This is a genomic window from Neisseria wadsworthii 9715, assembly GCF_000227765.1.
GTDB classification, from domain to species: Bacteria; Pseudomonadota; Gammaproteobacteria; order Burkholderiales; family Neisseriaceae; genus Neisseria; species Neisseria wadsworthii.
In genome coordinates, this window is the sequence record NZ_JH165159.1 from 317,435 (window position 1) to 335,465 (window position 18,031).

Here is an 18,031-nt window from a genome sequence, read left to right on the forward strand (position 1 = left end):
ATTGAATAATGATGAATACTTTAAATCTATCTTTTATCTGCCAAACCATAAACCTCCCGATGCCGTCTGAAAACCAAACCGTCAAACGTATCGTTACCGACAGTCGTGATATTCAAAGCGGCGATGTCTTTTTCGCGCTGGCGGGCGAACGCTTCGACGCACATGATTTTGTGGCAGACGTATTGGCAAAAGGCGCGGCCGCGGCCGTGGTGTCGCGTGAAGATTGCGCCGCGCTGCCGGGTGCGTTGAAAGTGGCCGATACGCTCAAAGCCCTGCAAGATTTGGCGCGCGCGTGGCGGGAAAATATCAACCCGTTTGTGTTCGGCATTACCGGCTCATCCGGCAAAACCACCGTCAAAGAAATGCTGGCCGCCGTGTTGCGCCACCGTTTCGGCGAAGAGGCCGTGCTGGCGACGGCGGGTAATTTCAACAACCATATCGGCCTGCCGCTCACTCTGCTCAAGCTCACGCCCGCGCACCGCTATGCCGTGATTGAAATGGGCATGAACCACTTCGGCGAGTTGGCCGGGCTTACCCGCATTGCCAAGCCCGATGTCGCGCTCGTCAACAACGCCCTGCGCGCCCATGTCGGCTGCGGCTTCGACGGCGTGGGCGATATTGCCAAAGCCAAAAGCGAGATTTATCAAGGGCTGGATTCAGACGGCCTCGCCCTGATTCCCTGCCAAGACCCGAATGCCGCTGTTTTCCAAGCCGCAACACAAGGCTTGAAATGCCAAACTTTCGGCGCGGAAGAGGGCGGTATCCATGCGGAAAATATCGTGTTGAATCCATTGTCGTGCGAATTTGATTTGGTGTGCGGCGACCAGCGCGCCGCCGTCAAACTGCCCGTGCCCGGCAAACACAACGTCCACAACGCCGTGGCCGCCGCCGCGCTCGCCCAAGCAGCCGGATTGAGCCTGCAAGAAATTTCAGACGGCCTCGCCGGTTTTGCCAACATCAAAGGCCGTCTGAATATCAAAAAAGGCATCAAAGGCACAACCGTGCTCGACGACACCTACAACGCCAACCCCGACAGCATGAAAGCCGCTATCGACGTGCTCGCCCAACTCCCCGCCCCGCGCGTGTTTGTGATGGGCGATATGGGCGAACTCGGCGAAGACGAAACCGCCGCCATGCACGCCGAAGTGGGCGCATACGCACGCAACAAAGCCATCGAAGCGGCCTATTTTGTCGGCAATGACAGCGCACACGCGGCGGAAACCTTCGGCGGCAACGGCCTGTGGTTTGCCGACAAAGACCCGCTGATTCAAGTGCTGGCACACGATTTGCCGCAAGGGGCGAATGTGTTGGTAAAAGGCTCGCGCTTTATGAAGATGGAAGAAGTGGTTGAGGCGTTGATTAATGAGAGTAAATAAGAAGTAAGCAGTTTTTAGTTATTTATCACTTTAATTATATTTATGCGTGGAGTATTTTATGGAAGAAACAGTCGAAATCTTAGTTAGTGATTCAAGTTTGCGGCATATGGGTTCTCAATTTGGACATGTTGCAGTTGATATTGACGGAACTGTTTATGGAAGAGCGGTTAGAGCTTGGGATGTCGACCACAAGGTAAACTATGTACTTAGGCAACAGTCAAGAATGCATAGAGATACTTGGGGCTATACTTTGGCTGTTACTAAGGAAGAGAAAAACGCAATTTTAAGAGAGATACAAAAGCAGAGAAAAGATAATAAACCATACAATTTGATTAATAATAGTTGCTCTTCTGCTATGGCAAATGTATTTGGTGTAACTGATATTCTTATAGTTGATCCTCGTTGGAGCTTAGGTGGAATGCTTTCTCCTTCAGACATAATGGATGGCTTAAATAAATCTCCTCGAGTAATTAAAAGAAGGATTTATCCTAAAAAATGAAAAAATATTTTTGCATGATATTTTTCCTGTTGGGTGCGTGCCATTCACAAGAAATCAAAGTAAAAGCGTTAAGAGACGTACATGGATATAACAGTACAGATGCGGCTTACAGCCTTGTGGATTTTGTTATTCCCAAGGGAAGCATATGTTTTTTAGGCGAAGAAAAATATGGTAAAACCGATCGGTTTGTAGAAATTCGTTGTGAAAATGGGCTTAAAGGACTGGTCATTGAAGACGAAGCCTTCAAGCCTGCGGAGTAAATGAATTAGAGAGATATAGCCTAAAACAGCCTCGGATAGTTTTTTAAATGAAAGTCTGGGTAGCCCATCAAATGAAGCAATACTTTTGCATGATATTTTTCCTGTTGGGTGCGTGCCATTCACAAGAAATCAAAGTAAAAGCGTTAAGAGACGTACATGGATATAACAGTACAGATGCGGCTTACAGTATATCTGATACGGGTGAGGTGGACTTATCAACTGTAGATTTCATGATACCCAAAGGAAGTGTCTGTTTTTTAGGTAATGAAAAATATGGAAAAACCGATCGGTTTGTCGAAATCCGTTGTGAAAACGGTTTAATAGGGCTGATTATCGAAGACGAAGCTTTTATGCCTTTGGATGAATAGGAAATTAAATTCAAAAATCTTAAATATGAACAAAATACTCAAAACCATTATTTTCCTCGCTGCTTTGATGGCCGCTTTTTACGCAGGCATGAAATTCCAAGCCTATGTTTATGATGATTTATGTCTGGATTTGGGCGGCGGCAAGCAGCCCGGGGATTATCCGATATGCGTGATGGAGCGCAAAACCGATCAATAAAATGCCTGTCTGAAAACAGGTTTGAAAATATTTGAAGCTTTTTCAGACGGCCTGAACAACATAAAAACACGACAACAAAAAAGGAAGTAAACCCCATGTTTCTATGGTTAGCACACTTCAGCGACTGGATTTCCGCGCTGAACGTTTTTCAATACACCACATTCCGCGCCGTGATGTCGGCATTGACCGCTTTGGTCTTTTCACTCCTGCTCGGCCCGTGGACCATCCGCAAGCTTACCGAGTTGAAAGTCGGCCAGGCCGTGCGCCACGACGGGCCGCAAACCCACCTGATTAAAACCGGCACGCCCACGATGGGCGGCTCGCTGATTCTTACTGCGATTACCGTGTCCACACTGTTATGGGGCAATCTCGGCAACATCTACATCTGGATTCTGCTGCTGGTGCTGCTGGCTACCGGTGCGCTGGGTTTTTACGACGACTGGCGCAAAGTGGTTTATAAAGACCCGAACGGCGTGTCGGCGCGGTTCAAAATGGTGTGGCAGTCGGGCGTGGCACTGGCGGCGGGCTTGCTGCTGTTTTATGTGGCGCAGAATTCGGCCAACAATATTCTGATTGTGCCTTTCTTCAAACAAGTCGCCTTGCCGCTGGGCGTGTTCGGCTTTGTGGTGTTGGCTTATCTAACCATCGTCGGCACGTCCAACGCCGTGAACCTTACCGACGGCTTGGACGGTTTGGCCGCTTTCCCCGTGGTGCTGGTGGCGGGCGGTTTGGCGATTTTTGCCTACGCCAGCGGCCACTCCGAATTTGCCGCCTATTTGCAGCAGCCGTATGTGGCGGGCGCGAACGAAGTGGTGATTTTCTGCGCGGCCATGTGTGGTGCATGTTTGGGCTTTTTGTGGTTCAACGCCTACCCCGCGCAAGTGTTTATGGGCGACGTGGGTGCGTTGGCTTTGGGCGCGGCACTCGGCACCGTGGCCGTGATTATCCGCCAAGAGTTCGTGCTGGTGATTATGGGCGGCCTGTTTGTGGTCGAAGCCATTTCCGTGATGTTGCAGGTGAGCTGGTACAAACGAACGAAAAAACGCATTTTCCTGATGGCGCCGATTCACCACCATTACGAACAAAAAGGCTGGAAAGAAACGCAGGTGGTGGTGCGCTTTTGGATCATTACCATTGTGCTGGTGCTGATTGGTTTGAGCACGCTGAAAGTGCGTTGAGGCCGTTTGAAAAGAGATGACACAACAAACCTTCTACAACTTATTGGGCGGCGAAGCGGGCGTGCGGGAATTGACCGACCGCTTCTATGATTTGATGGACTTGGAGCCGCAATACGCCGAACTGCGCGAACAACACGGCGAAACGCTGGATTATGCCCGCGAACGTCTGTTTCAATTTTTAAGCGGCTGGCTAGGCGGCCCGCCGCTGTACGAACAGGCGCACGGCCATCCGCGCTTGCGCCAGCGGCATTTTCCTTTTGCCGTAAGCATGAACACGCGCAACCAATGGATCGCCTGTTTCGCTCAAGCCTTGCAGGAATTGTCGGTTAAACCCGAGTGGGCGGAACCGCTGCTGCTGCGTCTGTTTGTGTTGGCCGACTGGATGCGCAACCAAAACGAACCGGAATACGCACCTCCCATGCCGCCGATGGCGGGGAATCCTGAAGATAGGCTGCCGGAGTTGGCGGCGGTGTTGAAGGCGTTTGGGGTGGAGGGGGTTTTTGAGGCCGTCTGAAAAAAATGATAGATATAAAAATAGCGCGTCATACTCGGGCTTGACCCGAGTATCTCCCAAACGGTAGGGAAAGGTTTTTCAGACGGCCTGACAGATAACAAGATACTCGGGTTAAGCCCGAGTATGACGACCGCTGAGACGGGTGTGTGGCAGTTGGCAGTTAAAGAGTGTTCAAACGGCGAATTGAAAAATAAGGATATAACATGAAGCAGCCGGCCGTTTATATCATGGCCAACCGCAAAAACGGCGTGTTGTATTTAGGCGTGACATCTAATTTAGTACAGCGTGCTTATCAGCATAAGCAGCATATCGTAAAAGGCTTTACCGACCGCTACAATTTGGAAATGTTGGTGTGGTATGAATTGCATAAAACAATGGAAAGCGCCATTCAACGCGAGCATACGATGAAACATTGGTTGAGAAAGTGGAAACTTGAATTGATTGAAAAAAACAATCCGGATTGGCGGGATTTGTGGCAGGAAATAATCGGTTAGTGATTGATTCGCCAAAGGCATTACCTTTTCAGACAAGCTTGTTCTGTACCGTCATACTCGGGCTTGACCCGAGTATCTCCCAAATATCAGGGGGGAGGTTTTTCAGACGGCCTTGCAGATAACAAGATACTCGGGTCAAGCCCGAGTATGACGGACATATTCAGAGTAATAAAATGAACTGGCAAAACAAAAAAATCCTAGTCGCCGGCTTGGGCGGCACGGGTGTTTCGATGATTGCGTTTTTGCAGCAGCAGGGCGCGCAGGTGGCGGCTTATGATGCCTGTCTGAAACCCGAACGCGAGGCGGAATTGAAGCAGCGGTTTAACGGCTTAAGCTGCTATGCAGGCCGTCTGAAAGATGCTTTGGCGCACGGCTTCGATATTCTCGCCCTCAGCCCCGGCATCAGCGAGCGAGTGCCTGAAATCGAAGCGTTCAAGCAAAGCGGCGGCGTGGTGTTGGGAGACGTGGAAATTCTGGCGCACGAGTTGAAAGGCAAAAGCGACAAAATCATCGCCATCACCGGCAGCAACGGCAAAACCACCGTTACCAGTTTGGTCGGTTATCTGTGCGAAAAATGTGGGCTGGACACCGTGGTGGCGGGCAATATCGGCACGCCCGTGTTGGAAGCCTATATGCAGCGCGACGGCAAAGCGGCGGACGTATGGGTGCTCGAGTTATCCAGTTTCCAGCTTGAAAACACCGACCATCTTGCCGCCGATGCCGCAGTGGTGCTGAATATTTCCGAAGACCACCTCGACCGCTACGACGACCTGCTCGACTATGCCCACGCCAAAGACAAAATTTTCCGCGGCAACGGCGTGCAGGTGCTCAATGCCGACGACGTGATGTGCCGCGCCATGAAACGTCCGAACCGCGACATCAAATGGTTTTCATTGGAAGGGCAGGCCGATTATTGGGCGGACGTTCAGGCAGGCCGTCTGAAAGCCGGAGCGGACGATTTGCTGGATACCGCCGCCATTCCCCTGCAAGGCTTGCACAACGCGGCGAACGTGTTGGCAGCTTTGGCTTTGTGCGAAGCCGTCGGCCTGCCGCGAACCGAATTGCTGCAACACATTCAAACCTTTAAAGGCTTGCCGCACCGCGTGGAAAAAGTCGGCGAGAAAAACGGCATCACGTTTATCGACGACAGCAAAGGCACCAATGTCGGTGCCACCGCCGCCGCCATTGCCGGTTTGCAAAGCCCGCTGGTGTTGATTGCGGGCGGGCAGGGCAAAGGGCAGGACTTCACGCCCCTGCGCGCCGCGCTGCACAACAAAGCCCGTGCCGTGCTGCTGATCGGTGTGGACGCGCCGCTTATCCGCCGCGATTTAACCGGCTGCGGCGTGGATTTGATTGACTGCGCAACGCTGGAAGAAGCCGTTCAGACGGCCTACAAGCTGGCGCAAAGCGGCGACATCGTTTTGCTCAGCCCTGCTTGCGCGAGCTTTGATATGTTCAAAGGCTATGCGCATCGGGCGCAGGTGTTTGTTGAGGCGTTTGAAGCTTTGTAAGGGTTTTCAGACAGGCCTTTTAAAAAAACAAACTAAAACAAAGAAACACCGGTTGGGCAGGAAAGCAGATAAAGCGCATGTCATTCATGTCCTCGGTGAATCCGATGTTTGCAGGGGATGGGGAAAATTGAATGAACGTCGTGAATCATCAACCCAAAGAGTCGTTTAAACCGTTGGAAGAGCGGGATTATTTGCTTTTGCTGCTGCTTATATGCCTTTTCGGCGGCCCTTTGGGAATGGTGGTCGTGTTCATCACCAGATTGTTTTATCACGAGCTTTTGCCCGGCAATTTGTATTTTCAAGATTTAGGCATTTTTATGTTGGCTAGCTGGTTGGTTGGTGCTTTGCCGGCCATGATGACAGGTTTTGCCGTGATGGGCTTGAGATTGTTCAGAAGCATTTGGGGCAGCGCCGTCATGACTGTGCTGGGCATGCTGTTTGCCGGCGTGTTTGGCATTTGCTTGGGCACTGCTTCTTTGTTATTTGTGGTGGCAGGCGGCGGCTCGGCACTTATTTGTTCTGCATTGCTGCCTAAAAGAAGATCATCTGAGAAAGCTTTGGCATAGTTAATATGCCTGTCTGAAACTCTTCGATGGTAAAAAACTCTTTAAATAACGACAGTAGTTTTTTCAGACAGGCATTGTATGTCTAATCTTGCCAATGCCTGTCTGAACACCGATTATTCAAATTAGATTAAGTTGTATCATGATTACCGAATCCAAACTTCTCGACCGCAAAATCCTCAGAAAAGGCTACCGCTACGACCAGAATTTAATTTGGGTGGTGGTGCTGATGACGGCGTTCAGCATGATGATGATTTATTCGGCATCCGTTGCGTATGCCGGGCACGATGGCGGCAGCCAGTGGCATTATTTAACACGCCAGATGATTTTTGTCGGCATAGGTGCTGTGTTGGCGTGGGTTACTGCCACTCAAGTGCCCATGCAACTGTGGAAAAAGGCAACGCCCGCGTTGCTGATGATTAGCTTGACGTTGCTAATAGTGGTGCTGTTTGGGCGGGAGATTAACGGCGCCAAACGCTGGATTGCCCTGGGGCCGTTTAATGTGCAGCCTTCTGAAGTATTCAAGCTTACCACCATTCTTTATCTGGCCAGCTTCTTCACGCGCCGCTCCGAGATTCTGCGCGATTTGAAAAAAGTGTGGTATGTGGGGCTTCCGGTGGTGATAGGCCTGTTTCTGCTGATGATGGAGCCGGATTTCGGCTCAACTGTGGTGGCCTCGGCGATTTTCCTCGGTTTGGTTTACTTGGCGGGGCTGCCGCTCAAATGGTTTGGTATTATTGTGTCGGTAAGCGTGATCGGGATGGGCGCGTTGATTGTGATGGCGCCTTACCGTATGGCGAGGATAACCTCGTTTCTCGACCCGTTTGAAGACCCGATGGGCAAAGGTTATCAGCTTGCCCACGCCCTGATGGCGATTGCACGCGGCGAGTGGTTTGGTGTGGGGTTGGGCGCGAGTTTGGAAAAGCGCTTTTACCTGCCCGAAGCGCATACCGATTTTATTCTGGCGGTAATCGCTGAAGAATTCGGCTTTTTCGGAATGCTGGCACTGATTTGCTGCTATGCGTGGCTGGTGTTGCGCGCGTTTTCCATCGGCAAGCAGGCGAGGGATTTGGAGCTTTATTTCAGCGCATTTGTTGCCAAAGGCATCGGTATTTGGCTCGGCATTCAAAGTTTTTTCAATATCGGCGTGAATATCGGCTTGCTGCCCACCAAAGGGTTGACGCTGCCGCTGATGTCATACGGCGGTTCTGCAGTGATAGTGATGCTGGTGTGCATGGCGCTTTTAGTGCGGGTGGACTTTGAAAACCGCCAGAAAATGCGCGGCTATAAAATTGAAGGATAAAACATGAGCGGTAAAACTTTTCTTGTGATGGCAGGCGGCACGGGCGGACACATTTTCCCCGCGCTGGCGGTAGCGCAGGCTTTGCAAAAGCGCGGGCACAGAGTGGTGTGGCTGGGCAGCGAAGATGCAATGGAAACGCGCATCGTGCCGCAACACAATATTCCTTTGGAAACGCTGGCCATTAAGGGCGTGCGCGGTAACGGCTTCAAGCGCAAGCTGATGCTGCCTGTTACCTTGATGAAAACCGTTTCCGCAGCGAAGGAAATTATTCGAAAACACAATATCGCCTGTGCCATTGGCTTCGGCGGCTTTGTAACGTTTCCCGGCGGAGTGGCGGCCAAATTAGCCGGTGTGCCGTTGGTGATACACGAGCAAAATGCCGTGGCGGGTTTGTCGAATAAGATGCTTTCCCGCTGGGCGCGCCGTGTGCTGTATGCCTTCCCGAAGGCATTTGACGCGCCCGACGGCTTGGTGGGCAATCCCGTACGTGCCGAAATTTCCGGTATGCCTGAACCGGAGGCGCGTTTTGCCAAGCGCGACTGCCGGTTGAAAGTATTGGTGGTGGGGGGCAGCTTGGGCGCGCAAGTATTAAACGAAACCGTGCCAGCCGCATTGGGTATGCTGCCGCCGGAAAAGCGGCCGATTGTGTATCATCAGTCGGGGCGCGGCAAACTGGATGCTTTGCAGGCGGCATATGCCAAACATGGTGCAGAAGCCGAATGCAGGGAATTTATCAACGACATGGTAAAAGTATATAGCCATGCCGATGTGGTCATCTGCCGTGCCGGCGCGCTGACGATTGCCGAACTGACCGCCGCCGGCGTAGGCGCGTTGCTGGTGCCTTATCCTCATGCGGTTGACGATCACCAAACCGCCAACGCCCGTTTTATGGTAAAAGCCGATGCCGGCCTGCTGCTGCCGCAAAACGAGCTCACGGCAGACAAACTTGCCACTATTCTCGGCGGCCTCACGCGCGAACAGTGCCTGACTTGGGCAAAGAACGCGCGCACGCTGGCCATGCCGCATAGTGCGGATGATGTGGCGGATATTGCGGTGCACGTGGCTAATTAGTGGGTTTGTTCCTCATGCTATATAGCTATACAAAACAAATGCCTGTCTGAAATTTTTTCAGACAGGCATTTTGATTAAAGGCGGTTTAGAATTGATAACGCAAACCGGCGCTCACTTCATGCGCATTGAAATCAGCAGCCAGGCGGTTGAAGCGGTAGCCTACGTCGAGCGTCAGGTTGTCGTTAAACTGATAAGCGCCGCCGGCCAAAAAGCCTGAGCCGAATTTGGTTTCATCAGAGGCGGCGCGGTATCCTGCGCGGGAAGCGTCCATTTTGATGTTGTTCATTGCCAGGCGCGAGCCCATGTAAAACTCGAAATTGTCTGAAACGGGCATGTCGTAAACTACGGATATGCCGGCGCTTTTGGCTTTTACTTCGGCGTTCAAACCGTTTTGGCGGGCGCTCATGTCTTGATAGTGGGTGTAATCGGCGGCAACGCGGATGGTGCCGAAGTCATAACCGGCGCTGATGCGCGGTGTGAGGCCGGTTTTTTTGAATTCCAACACTTTGGCGTCGGCTTTAACGCGTGAAACGCCCAAATCGCCTTGTACATAAAAGCCTTTGTCTCCGGCAGCCAAGGCTGGAGCGGAAACGGCGGTTAATGCGGCGAGCAGCAAAGCGGTTTTGTGGTAAGTATGTTTCATGATGTTTTCCTTATAACGTGGTGTGTTGCGGAATGGGTGAAAGCGGCGATAGGCTGGTAAACCGAGCCTTTCAGCCGTGAAATTTATGAAGAATCAATTATAAGGAAATGGTAAAAGAGAAAAAGCTTGTTGGAGCTGCGCTTTGGTTAAAGTAAGGTAAAAGTGGCTGATTATTACTAATTGAAATTATTTTAAATGATTTTATTTTTTAGTTTGTTGAATTGAAAGAGAAAAATAAAATGGAGCGGAAAGCTGTAAGATGAGCTATGAGGCGTGCATGATGTGGTAAAGGCGATACAGGTTGAAGCAATGCCTGTCTGAAAATGGTTCAGACAGGCATTTTATCATTGTAATTCGGAGCGTTTGAAATCTCGCGGTCGGAAGCCCAATATACCTAAAGTTGAGAAATAAAGCACTACACCCAGCACAATCAAGCCGAGAAGCTGTAAGGCTTTGCGCCCGCTACCGGCGTTAACCCAATCCATAGGCAGATAACTCATTGCAGCCCATAAGCCGCCGCCCATCACCAGTAAAGCGGTTGCCAGCTTTAATAGAAAGGATGCCCAGCCTTTGGCGGGTTGGTAAATATCTTTAACGCGCAGCAGCACAAACAGCAAGCCCGCGTTCAAACAGGCGCCCAATCCTACGGCGAGCGAAAGGCCGACGTGTTGCAGCGGGCCGACGAAAGCCAAGTTCATCAATTGGGTAACAACCAGCGTAAAAAGGGCGATTTTTACCGGTGTTTTGATGTTTTGTTGGGCATAAAATGCCGGTGCCAACACTTTTACCATAATCTGGCCAACCACACAGAATGAGTAGGCCATTAAGGCTTTTTGCGTCATGGTAACGTCGTAAACCGTAAAACCTTTGCTCATGAAGAGCGTGGAAATAAGTGGGAAGGCCAGCACGGTTAAGGCCACGGCAGCCGGCGCGGAAAGCAGGAAACACAGGCGCAAACCCCAGTCGAGCAGTTTGGAAAACTCTTTCGGGTTGCGCCCGCCCGCGTGTTTTGAGAGCGTGGGCAGCAGAATGGTGCCCAAAGCCACGCCGAGCACGCCGGTGGGCAGCTCGGTTAAGCGGTCGGCATAATACATCCAAGTTACGCTGCCGGTTTGCAGGAACGAAGCAAAAATGGTGCTGATAATCAGGGAAATCTGGGTAACGCTGGCAGCGAAAATGGCCGGCCCCATTTTGGTAACCACGCGGATAACGGCGGCATTTTTAAAATCAAGCTTGGGCATCTTTAAAAAGCCTTGTTTGGCCAACCAAGGCAGCTGGAAGCCCAATTGCAGCAGACCGCCCACAAACACCGCCCATGCCAAAGCCATAATCGGCGGGTCGAAATAGGGCACGAAAAACAGCGAGAACACGATAAACGAGATGTTCAGAAGCGTGGGCGTAAACGCGGGGATGCTGAATTTATGGTAAGTGTTCAGAATCGAGCCGACAAAAGAAGAGAGGGAAATAAAGAGAATATAAGGTGCCATCACGCGCAAAAGGTCGGAAGCCAACATGGCTTTTTCAGGCGTTTTGGCAAAACCGGTGGCGGTGGCATAAATAATCCACGGCGCGGCCAACACGCCGATGGCGGTAACGGCAGTCAGCGCAAAAGTGAGCATGCCGGCCACATGTTGCACGAAATCGCGTGTTGCCTCGGGCGAGCGGGTTTGCTTGTATTCGGCCAGAATCGGCACGAAAGCCTGCGAGAATGCGCCCTCGGCAAAGATGCGGCGCAACATATTGGGCAGTTTGAACGCCACAAAAAAAGCATCGGTGGCCGCCGAAGCGCCGAAAACCCGTGCAATAATCATATCGCGTATAAAGCCGAGTATGCGCGATACCATGGTTAGGCTGCTGACTTTGGCCAGCGCGTTGAGTAAGTTCATGATGCTGTGAGGATTAGGTTAGCCAATATTAATGATGATTGGCTGAAATGGTTGGTTGATTACCAATGCCTGTCTGAAAACGTGTCAAACAGGCTTTCAGACAGGCATTGGCTGTTAAGCCGGACGGGCAGGCTTAGAAAGTGTAGCCCGTTTCCAGTTCATCGTCGCCCACCAGTTCCACCAAGAGCGCGTACAGCGGGGCAAGCTCGGCATAGCGGCGGGAGGCGCGGCGCAGATAATTCAAAAAGCGCGGGATTTCGGGGCGGTATTTGTCTTTGCCGTCGCGATAGTACAAGCGGGCGAAGATACCGGCCACTTTCAAATGGCGCTGAACGCCCATCCATTCAAACCAGCGGTAAAACTCGTCAAATTGGGCGGGCACGGGCAGCCCGGCGGCGCGGGCTTTTTCCCAGTAGCGGATCACCAAATCCAGCACGAATTCTTCTTCCCACTCAATAAACGCATCACGCAGTAGCGATACCAAATCATAAGAAATCGGCCCGTAAAGCGCATCCTGAAAATCCAATACGCCCGGTTTGCCCGGTTGCAGCATCAGGTTGCGCACGATGAAATCACGGTGTACATAAACCTGAGGTTGTGCCAAAAGCGGCGGCAGCAGCGTTTCCACCGTTTGCTGCCACAGGCCGCGCTGCTTGAAATTCAATTCCTTGCCCAATTCTTTGGACACAAACCATTCCGGAAATAAGTTGATTTCACGCAGCATGACTTCGCGGTTATATTCCGGCAGCACGCCTTGGCGGCTGTTTTGCTGCAACACCACCAGCTCGTCAATTGCCTCCAGCAAAAGCGCCTTATGCGCTGCTTCGCTCGGGTCAATCTGCATGGCGGTTAAAAATGTGGTATTGCCCAAATCGTTCAACGCAACAAACCCTTGCGCTTCGTCCGCATGCAGAACTTTCGGCACATTCACCATATCAAAGAGCTTTTGCACTTTCAGATAAGGCGTCACGCTCATTTTATCGGGCGGCGCGTCCATACAGACAATACTGTGTCCGTCGTCGAATACGGCGCGGAAATAGCGGCGGAAATCCGCATCCGCAGCAGCAAAAGACAAGGTAAACTTATCGGCAGGATAAACCGTTTCCAACCAGTTTTTTAATTCGTTTTCTCGTTGCATAGGTGTTTTCGGGTTAAAATAAATGCTATTTTAACTGGCAAAACCGATTTAAGGTGATATTTTGGCACGCTTGTTTACACTAAAACCCGTTGTACTCGCTTTAGGCATGGCCTTCAGCGCAGGATCGGTCCATGCCGATAACCTTTCTTTGGGCGAAACTTGCCTGCGCTGCGATCCGGAAAAAATCCGAGCAGCCGCCGGAGAAAAACCGCAGGTAAAAACCAGCGGCGAAGAAAAGCTGCCTGCCGATTACACAAGAATCACGGCGGATAAAGTGCAAGGGCAGAGCAAGGTTGCTGTTGCGGCGCAGGGTGATGTCATCGTGGAGCATAACGATAAAGTGCTCAATGCGGCATGGGTGGAATACGACCAAACCCGCGATATCGTGCGCGCCGGCGACTCTTTTGTGCTGTATGAAAACGGTTCGACTGTAACCGGTAAAAAGCTTGTATACAATCTTGCAAAAGGTACGGGCTCTACCGAGAACGCCCGCCTTGAAGCCGAACACGAAGGCCGCCGTCTGCAGTCGGTCAGCGAGAAAGCTGAATTGAAAGGCAAAGACCAATACGTTTTGTACAATACCAAATTCAATACCTGTTCGCGCGGTGATGCAAGCTGGTATATCGCGGCAAGCAGTATTGAGGCGGACTACGACAAAGGTGTAGGCGTAGCCAAAAACGCCAGACTGGTATTCGGCGGTGTGCCGGTGCTTTACACGCCGTGGGCAGATTTCCCGCTTAACGGCAACCGGAAAAGCGGCTTGTTGGTGCCTACTTTAAAAATAGGCTCAGACGGCACGGAAGTCGAGCTGCCTTATTATTTCAACTTGGCGCCGAACTATGATGCAACGCTTGCGCCGGGCCTGATTTCAGGAAGAGGTGCGAAATTGCGCGGTGAATTCCGTTATCTCACGCCGAAACTGCGCGGTGAAACTTCTGCAACTTGGATGCCGAACGATAGACGCAGCGATCACAACAACCGCTATCATGCCAAATGGCAGCATCAGCAAACCATCACTCCGTCCGTGAACGCGGGCGTGGATTTCAACCAAGTTTCAGACGACGACTATTTCCGCGATTTTTACGGCAGAAACGACATTGCCACCAATGTCAACCTCAACCGCCAGATATGGCTGAACCACAATATGCGCTTGCTCAACGGCTCGCTCGATAGCTACGCTACTGTGCAAAAATACCAAACGCTGGCCAATGCTAACGGCTACAAAGACGAACCTTATGCACTGATGCCGCGGTTGAGTACCCGCTGGCAGAAGAATTTCGGCAATCTGCAATTCAATGCGTTCGGTCAGTTTACCCGCTTCCAGCATGACGACAAGCAGTCGGGCAACCGTATAGTGATTTATCCGAGCGCAAGCTGGAACTTCCATAATGATTGGGGCTTTGTGACGCCTAAAGTCGGCGTACACTACACTCATTACAATCTTGATGCATTTGGCGGTAGCAACAGCCGTTCAGCTTCCCGAGTGCTGCCGGTGGTTAATGTAGATGCAGGTATGACATTCGAGAGGCCTACTTCGCTGTGGGGTAAAGATTATGTGCAAACGCTGGAACCGCGCTTGTTTTACAACTATATTCCCACCAAGTCGCAAAATGATTTGCCCAATTTTGATTCGTCGGAAAATAGCTTCAGCTACGAGCAACTGTTCCGTGAAAACCTTTATTCGGGCAACGACCGCATCAATTCATCCAACAGTTTGACCACCGCCATACAAACCCGTTACCTCGACCGGCAAACCGGCGTAGAACGCTTCCGTGCCGGTATCGGGCAGAAATTTTATTTCACCACCGACAGCGTGGCTTTGAGCGGGCGTGTTGAAGAGCATCCGCGCAACCGTTCCGACTGGATAGCGTTCGGCCACGGCCGCATCACCGATACCGTAAGCGGCCATGCCTTGGTGCATTATAATCAAAACAAAGAGCGTTTCGACAATATCGACACCGGATTGCGCTACAATCCCGAGCAAGGCAAGGTATTGAGCGCCCGTTATAAATATGGCCGCTACGAACCGATTTATTTGGAGCAAAACGCCGACGGCACATCGCAATATGTGTATGAAAAGCTCAGGCAGGTTGATCTGGCCGCACAATGGCCGTTACGCCCCAATCTTTATGCCGTTGCCCGCTTTAATTACGGCTTGGATGTGAAAAAACCGCTGGAGCAGCTTGTCGGGCTGGAATACAAAAGCGGCTGCGGCTGCTGGAGCGCCAGCGTGGTGGCTCAGCGTTACGTAAACGGTTTGGATTCGGCTAAAAACAGTACATACAAAAACGCTGTGTTTCTCAATCTCCAGCTGAAAGATTTAAGCAATATCGGCAGTAACCCCTACAACGAGCTGAGCCGCGCGATTCCCGGCTACAGCCAAAGCAACGAGGTGATAAAAAAATGAAAGTAAAACAACTGATTCTGGCTTTAGTGGCCGCTACCGCCATCGGCGCCCAAGCTGCCGACATTAAATATGTTGACGGCGTGGCCGCTATCGCCGATAACGACGTGATTACCCAGCGCAATTTGCAAGCCGCGATTGCGCGCAGTGTGAAGCCGAAAGGTATGAGCGATGCGGATCACCGCAAAGAAGTGCTCACCCAATTAATCAATCAGTCGTTGGTGGCCCAAGCAGGCAAGCGCCGCAATATCGTGGCGGAAGATGCAGAAATTGATAATGTGATTGAGCAAACGGCTGCCAGCCGCAAAATTTCCGTAGAAAAACTGTATGCCACATCCGGTTTAAGCCGCGATGCCTTGCGCCGCAACGTGGCAGACAGCATCATCGCCAATAAAGTGCAGAAGCAAGTTGCCGCAGAAAATGCCCGCGTCAGCGATGCCGAAGTGAAGGCAGCGATTGCCGATGCACAAGCCAAAGGCCAGGTGCTGCCCGAAGGCGAAGCCATCCGCCAATACCGTGCACAGCATATCTTGGTGAAAGCAGGCCAGAATGACCCGACGGCAGAAACGGCCATTCGTCAAATTTGGCAACAGGCGCGCAGCGGTAAAAACTTCGACCAACTGGCCCGCCAATATTCGCAAGACAGCAGCGCAGCAGCTGGCGGAGATTTGGGTTGGTTTACCGACGGTCAAATGGTGCCTGAATTTGAAAATGCCGTGCATCAGCTTAAACCCGGCCAAGTCAGCCCACCCGTACGTTCCCAATTTGGCTGGCATATCGTTAAGCTGAACGAGGTGCGTGAAGCCGGTACACCCGAAGAGCGCTCCCATATGGCGGTACGCCGCGCTTTAGAGCAACAAAAAGCCCAGAATGCCACTTACCAATTGCTGCAGGATCTGCATAAAAACGCTTATATTGATATCCGTGTACAGTAGGTCGGTTTGATACAATGCCTGTCTGAAAAAATTTCAGACAGGCATTTGCCTAATTAAAGGGAAGGAAAATAAAAAAGCATGTTGTAAAACAACAAAAAAGTAGAAGAAATCTTGTAGTAATAAGCACGAATAAGGTAAAGTATCGCCTTAAGAAAGCTGCATTATGGCAGCTTAAAAATTAAGCATCCGCTTGTTCAAGACGGATTAAGGCTTCACAAATACAAGGATAAACAATGAAAGGCGACATTGGTGTAATCGGTTTGGCTGTCATGGGCCAGAACCTGATTCTCAACATGAACGACAAAGGCTTTAAAGTTGTTGCCTACAACCGAACCACTTCCAAAGTAGACGAATTCATCAAAGGCGCCGCACAAAACACCCAGGTTATCGGAGCCTATTCCCTGCAAGATTTGGTTGAAAAGCTGGAAAAACCCAGAAAAATCATGCTGATGGTTCGTGCAGGCTTTGTGGTCGACGAATTCATCCGGCAATTGGTACCGCTTTTGGATAAAGGCGACATCATTATCGATGGCGGTAATGCCAATTATCCTGATTCCACCCGCCGAACACACGAGTTGGCTGAAAAAGGCATTTTATTTGTTGGGGCCGGCGTTTCCGGCGGAGAAGAAGGCGCGCGCAACGGCCCGTCGATTATGCCGGGCGGCCATGCCGAGGCATGGCCGCATGTACAGCCGATTTTGCAGGCGATTGCCGCCAAAACGTCAAACGGCGAGCCTTGTTGCGATTGGGTGGGAGCCGATGGTGCCGGCCATTTTGTGAAGATGGTGCATAACGGTATCGAATACGGCGATATGCAGCTGATTTGCGAAGCTTATCAGTTTATGAAAGACGGCTTGGGCATGTCTTACGAGGAAATGCACCAAATATTCAGCCAATGGAACACAACTGAGTTGGATTCTTACCTGATTCAGATTACTGCTGATATTCTCGGTTTCAAAGATGAAACCGGCGAAGCGCTGGTTGAAAAAATTCTTGATACCGCAGGCCAAAAGGGCACAGGAAAATGGACGGGTATCAACGCGTTGGATTTGGGTATCCCGCTCACTTTAATCAGTGAGGCCGTGTTTGCCCGCTGTGTGTCTGCATTTAAAGAGCAGCGTCGCGAAATGCACGCGCTGTTTGACAAAACCATCCGGCCTGTTGCAGGCGATAAAGCCGAATGGGTGGAGGCTTTGCGCCAAGCTTTGCTGGCTTCCAAAATTATTTCTTATGCACAAGGTTTTATGTTGATTCGTGAAGCAAGCGAAATCAATAACTGGTCGTTGAATTACGGAAAAACCGCGCTGCTTTGGCGCGAGGGCTGCATCATTCGTAGCGCATTTTTGGGTAATATCCGTGATGCTTACGAAGCCAATCCTGATTTGATTTTCCTCGGTGCCGACCCTTATTTCAAACGCATTTTGGAACAATGCTTGCCTGCATGGCGTAAAGTGGTCGCAAAATCCATTGAAACCGGTTTGCCCATGCCTTGCATGGCTTCAGCCATTATGTTCCTCGACGGCTATACCACTGAGCGTCTGCCTGCTAACTTGCTGCAAGCCCAACGTGATTACTTTGGCGCGCACACATATGAGCGCACAGATCAACCGCGGGGCGAATTTTTCCATACCAACTGGACCGGAAAAGGCGGCGATGCGGCTTCAACTACATATCATGTATAAGTTTCAAAGC

Annotated in this window: 18 protein-coding genes; 15 read left to right on the forward strand and 3 right to left on the reverse strand. The window is 51.1% G+C overall.

Features of this window, described 5'->3' with window-relative positions:
* Window positions 1-11 precede the first annotated feature (11 nt).
* From HMPREF9370_RS01340 to murG, 12 genes are all read left to right on the forward strand, one after another.
* Window positions 12-1,376 (forward strand): UDP-N-acetylmuramoyl-tripeptide--D-alanyl-D-alanine ligase, encoded by a 1,365-nt coding sequence (locus HMPREF9370_RS01340; protein ID WP_040666758.1) that lies wholly within the window; start codon window positions 12-14, stop codon window positions 1,374-1,376.
* 58 nt (window positions 1,377-1,434) lie between these two features.
* A complete protein-coding gene (locus tag HMPREF9370_RS01345) occupies window positions 1,435-1,875 on the forward strand; it encodes a lipoprotein N-acyltransferase Lnb domain-containing protein (protein WP_009115456.1) in 441 nt (146 codons plus the stop codon).
* A complete protein-coding gene (locus tag HMPREF9370_RS01350; RefSeq protein WP_009115457.1) occupies window positions 1,872-2,135 on the forward strand; it encodes a hypothetical protein in 264 nt (87 codons plus the stop codon). Before HMPREF9370_RS01345 ends, HMPREF9370_RS01350 begins: the two co-directional genes overlap by 4 nt.
* 47 nt (window positions 2,136-2,182) lie before the next feature.
* Window positions 2,183-2,503 carry a hypothetical protein gene (locus HMPREF9370_RS01355; RefSeq protein ID WP_009115458.1) on the forward strand — a complete coding sequence of 107 codons (321 nt, stop codon included), beginning with the start codon at window positions 2,183-2,185 and terminating at the stop codon, window positions 2,501-2,503.
* Window positions 2,504-2,528: 25 nt separating this feature from the next.
* Window positions 2,529-2,699, forward strand: coding sequence for a hypothetical protein (locus tag HMPREF9370_RS12165; RefSeq protein WP_169311356.1), 171 nt, complete (start codon window positions 2,529-2,531; stop codon window positions 2,697-2,699).
* A gap of 95 nt (window positions 2,700-2,794) precedes the next feature.
* Window positions 2,795-3,877, forward strand: coding sequence for a phospho-N-acetylmuramoyl-pentapeptide-transferase (gene mraY, locus HMPREF9370_RS01360; protein ID WP_009115460.1), 1,083 nt, complete (start codon window positions 2,795-2,797; stop codon window positions 3,875-3,877).
* A gap of 16 nt (window positions 3,878-3,893) precedes the next feature.
* Window positions 3,894-4,391 carry a group II truncated hemoglobin gene (locus HMPREF9370_RS01365; RefSeq protein WP_009115461.1) on the forward strand — a complete coding sequence of 166 codons (498 nt, stop codon included), beginning with the start codon at window positions 3,894-3,896 and terminating at the stop codon, window positions 4,389-4,391.
* 203 nt (window positions 4,392-4,594) lie between these two features.
* On the forward strand, window positions 4,595-4,885 hold the full coding sequence (locus tag HMPREF9370_RS01370) for a GIY-YIG nuclease family protein (RefSeq protein ID WP_009115462.1): 291 nt from the start codon (window positions 4,595-4,597) through the stop codon (window positions 4,883-4,885).
* 173 nt (window positions 4,886-5,058) lie between these two features.
* Window positions 5,059-6,396 (forward strand): UDP-N-acetylmuramoyl-L-alanine--D-glutamate ligase, encoded by a 1,338-nt coding sequence (gene murD, locus HMPREF9370_RS01375; RefSeq protein WP_009115463.1) that lies wholly within the window; start codon window positions 5,059-5,061, stop codon window positions 6,394-6,396.
* Between the two features lie 131 nt (window positions 6,397-6,527).
* The gene (locus HMPREF9370_RS01380) at window positions 6,528-6,962 is read left to right on the forward strand and encodes a hypothetical protein (protein WP_009115464.1); all 435 of its coding nucleotides are present in this window, start codon (window positions 6,528-6,530) and stop codon (window positions 6,960-6,962) included.
* A 139-nt stretch (window positions 6,963-7,101) separates the two neighbouring features.
* The gene (gene ftsW / locus HMPREF9370_RS01385) at window positions 7,102-8,262 is read left to right on the forward strand and encodes a putative lipid II flippase FtsW (protein WP_009115465.1); all 1,161 of its coding nucleotides are present in this window, start codon (window positions 7,102-7,104) and stop codon (window positions 8,260-8,262) included.
* Between the two features lie 3 nt (window positions 8,263-8,265).
* The gene (murG, locus tag HMPREF9370_RS01390) at window positions 8,266-9,333 is read left to right on the forward strand and encodes an undecaprenyldiphospho-muramoylpentapeptide beta-N-acetylglucosaminyltransferase (RefSeq protein WP_009115466.1); all 1,068 of its coding nucleotides are present in this window, start codon (window positions 8,266-8,268) and stop codon (window positions 9,331-9,333) included.
* An 85-nt stretch (window positions 9,334-9,418) separates the two neighbouring features.
* Here the strand turns inward: murG and HMPREF9370_RS01395 are convergent, their stop codons facing one another.
* The 3 genes from HMPREF9370_RS01395 to amgK all read right to left on the reverse strand — a co-directional run bounded on the left by HMPREF9370_RS01395 (window position 9,419) and on the right by amgK (window position 13,000).
* Window positions 9,419-9,976 (reverse strand): opacity family porin, encoded by a 558-nt coding sequence (locus HMPREF9370_RS01395; RefSeq protein ID WP_009115467.1) that lies wholly within the window; start codon window positions 9,974-9,976, stop codon window positions 9,419-9,421.
* Between the two features lie 344 nt (window positions 9,977-10,320).
* Window positions 10,321-11,862 (reverse strand): murein biosynthesis integral membrane protein MurJ, encoded by a 1,542-nt coding sequence (gene murJ / locus HMPREF9370_RS01400; RefSeq protein ID WP_009115468.1) that lies wholly within the window; start codon window positions 11,860-11,862, stop codon window positions 10,321-10,323.
* 133 nt (window positions 11,863-11,995) lie between these two features.
* On the reverse strand, window positions 11,996-13,000 hold the full coding sequence (gene amgK, locus HMPREF9370_RS01405; RefSeq protein WP_009115469.1) for an N-acetylmuramate/N-acetylglucosamine kinase AmgK: 1,005 nt from the start codon (window positions 12,998-13,000) through the stop codon (window positions 11,996-11,998).
* A 61-nt stretch (window positions 13,001-13,061) separates the two neighbouring features.
* Between amgK and HMPREF9370_RS01410 the strand changes: the two genes are divergently transcribed.
* From HMPREF9370_RS01410 to gnd, 3 genes are all read left to right on the forward strand, one after another.
* Window positions 13,062-15,407, forward strand: a complete 2,346-nt coding sequence (locus HMPREF9370_RS01410) for an LPS-assembly protein LptD (RefSeq protein ID WP_009115470.1) — start codon at window positions 13,062-13,064, stop codon at window positions 15,405-15,407.
* A complete protein-coding gene (locus HMPREF9370_RS01415; protein ID WP_009115471.1) occupies window positions 15,404-16,339 on the forward strand; it encodes a peptidylprolyl isomerase in 936 nt (311 codons plus the stop codon). Before HMPREF9370_RS01410 ends, HMPREF9370_RS01415 begins: the two co-directional genes overlap by 4 nt.
* 233 nt (window positions 16,340-16,572) lie before the next feature.
* Window positions 16,573-18,021 (forward strand): decarboxylating NADP(+)-dependent phosphogluconate dehydrogenase, encoded by a 1,449-nt coding sequence (gene gnd, locus HMPREF9370_RS01420; protein ID WP_009115472.1) that lies wholly within the window; start codon window positions 16,573-16,575, stop codon window positions 18,019-18,021.
* Window positions 18,022-18,031: the final 10 nt, after the last annotated feature.